This window comes from Sodaliphilus sp. (genome assembly GCF_045598405.1).
Taxonomy (GTDB): domain Bacteria; phylum Bacteroidota; class Bacteroidia; order Bacteroidales; family Muribaculaceae; genus Sodaliphilus; species Sodaliphilus limicaballi.
In genome coordinates this window covers 1-2,466 of the sequence record NZ_JAZLLZ010000179.1, presented here as the reverse complement: position 1 = coordinate 2,466, position 2,466 = coordinate 1, and the positions used below count along the sequence as shown (strand labels likewise).

Annotated in this window: 2 protein-coding genes; both read right to left on the bottom strand. The window is 47.3% G+C overall.

Features of this window, described 5'->3' with window-relative positions:
• Positions 1 to 327 precede the first annotated feature (327 nt).
• Positions 328 to 1,671 (bottom strand): DNA recombination protein RmuC, encoded by a 1,344-nt coding sequence (gene rmuC, locus ACKI3C_RS12000; RefSeq protein WP_407405368.1) that lies wholly within the window; start codon positions 1,669 to 1,671, stop codon positions 328 to 330.
• A 294-nt stretch (positions 1,672 to 1,965) separates the two neighbouring features.
• Positions 1,966 to 2,190 (bottom strand): DUF3791 domain-containing protein, encoded by a 225-nt coding sequence (locus tag ACKI3C_RS11995; protein WP_407405366.1) that lies wholly within the window; start codon positions 2,188 to 2,190, stop codon positions 1,966 to 1,968.
• Between the last annotated feature and the right edge of the window lie 276 nt (positions 2,191 to 2,466).

The window sequence follows — 2,466 nt, the reverse complement described above, 5'->3', positions numbered from 1 at the left end:
TCCGGCAGGACAATACCTGAATAACCCCCACCGCCGAACGAAGTGGCGGTGGGGGAAGAAATGCAACATGCACCGCGTCCAGCAGGACGCTAATCGGAGCAAATAGGTGAGGCTCAAATGGTTTCACATGCTAAAGTTGAGCTAATTATTTTAATTTCTTTCAGTTATTATTAAATCAGTGTTATCAGTGAGATCCGCGCGGGGAAATTACCCAAAATACCATTGCTGAATAGTTACTTTTAATCAAATACGATTGCAAAATTTACAAAAATTGTCAAAATACCAAAATTTGAAATGACAAAAACTGTCATTTTACCAGAATTTTTGCTATTCCTCGGGGAGTTGTGGCAGTGGATTTTTGTCGCTGTTTTTTGCGCCCAGGGCGATGAGTTTTGTGGCGGTAGTGTTGATGCTTTGTCCGCCAGAGGTGATCTTGCTGCGACCCTTTTCCCATGCTTTTGATGCATTTTCGAGAGCCTTGCCCATGTCCTCGTAGTGCTTCCAGAAGAGTCCCACGCGGGTGAGCATCTCATTAGCGAGCGCATAGACTTTCTCGTGGTTTTGGGCTTGCTTGATTTGCGTCCATGTGAGGTCCACGATGCGCAGCGCGGCATAGAGCGACTGCTCGTCGGCAATAAACACGTTCTGCTCCATGGCGCGCCGCCACAGGTCGGGCTGGGCGTTGAGCGCTGTCCACAAGGCTCCGCTGTGGGGGACGAACATGATGACGTAGTCCATCTTCACCTTGGGCGGCTGGATGTAGCGTGAGTAGTTCTTGCGTGCCAGTTCCTTGACGTGGCGGTTGATGCTCTCGACATGGGCTTTGAGATGTTGCTCGCGGCGGATGGGATCTTCCTCGCCCACATAGTCAATGAATGCGCTGAGCGACACCTTGGCGTCGATGATGACATCGCGTTGCTGGTCAAGGTGCAGAATCACGTCGGGGCGCAATGCCTCGCCATCGTCGCTCTTGAGGGTGTTGCCTGCGGCATCGCGCATTGTGGGTTGGTTGTCATAGTGTATTCCTGGGGTGAGTCCTTGCGATTGTAACAACTCGTCAAGAACACGCTCGCCCCAGATGCCTTGCAACTTGTTGCCAAACTGGAATACTTGTGCTAGCTTGTCGGAACTCTCCTTGGCGGCCTGGCTGTGACGCATCATGTTTTCCATGGTTGTTTTCATTTCGCTAGTCATTGACGCATGTTTCACTGTGCTCTCGTCCATGGCTTGTTTCATCCCGGCAATGGTCTCGCGCAAGGGGGTGACAATCTGCCCCAGGTCGCGGTTGCTCGACTGGGTAAATTCTTCCTGGCGCTGCTTCAGCATGTCGGCAGTAGCGTTTTTCATCTGCTCGGTTAGTCGCAGTGACATTTCGTTGAAGCGTTTCTCTTGTGCAGTCATTGCCTCGCGGTGCTGTTCTTCAAGTCGAGTGATATTGCGCTCGTGCTCTTGGCGCATTTCTTCCTTGGTAGTTGCGATGTTGTGTTCGTGTTGCTGGCGCAACTCCTCTTTCACGTTAGCAATGTCGATGCGAGCTTGTTCTTGTGCCGCACGTTCACGCTCAGTGAGCATTGTTACTTGTGCTTCAAGCGCACCACTGCGACTGCGGGCAATAAAATACCCCATCGCCACACCCACGATAATACCTAAAACAAATAATAAAATTTCCATGTCTTTTTCGTTACTTCCAATCGGGTTTTATAACAGCCCCACTCATAAAGATACTCTTGTAGCAAAGTTACTACATTTTACACTCCGCGAAGTTCCATTATGAACTCATCATAGATGTAAGTGTCACTCATTGTTTGGAGTCCATAACGAGGGTCAACTAACATTTCATAAACGTTGCTGTTGTAGAAAAGGTCTAGTGCTCGTTCGCTACTTATGTGCAAGCCATCAGCAATCATGATGATTATTCTTGCAATCTTTCGCCATAATACGTTATCTCTCATTTTCGTTTTATTTTTAGTTCTCATTTTCCCAGTTAATGAGGGTCTCAGCGATATCATCAGCCACATATTCAAGACTCTGAGTAGGAAGCAACTCATAGTGACCGATTAGACGGCGGCGAATAAGGTCTTGCTTTTGCAAGCGTTGTTCCATTTCTCGTCCACTGATATTAAGTTTCTTGGCTCCGCTTTCAATCGCCATTACTGCAAAATGTATTTTGCGATATGTATCTTCTGTCATGTTGTTTTGTTTTATTCGGTTTTACCATCCACAATTGCTTCTTTGCCATCTGTGGAATGTGTGTAAAAACTTTTGTAGCAAAGTTACTACATTTTGCATTAATCACAAAAAAAATCACAAGTAACTATTTATTAATGCAGAGTCCCCGCTCAGACCTTATTAAAATCTTTCTCTCGCACAAAGCATAAGGCAAAGAGAGGCTGAAAGCCGACACGCAGAACGCAGTTCTGCACATAACCCTGTCCTAACTGAGCGCAAGCGAAGGCAGGGCAGGGT

Bases quoted from the DNA above. Each gene is read 5' to 3' on its own strand.
- ACKI3C_RS11995 (WP_407405366.1), bottom strand. From the start codon at position 2,190: ATGACAGAAGATACATATCGCAAAATACATTTTGCAGTAATGGCGATT.
- rmuC (WP_407405368.1), bottom strand. From the start codon at position 1,671: ATGGAAATTTTATTATTTGTTTTAGGTATTATCGTGGGTGTGGCGATG.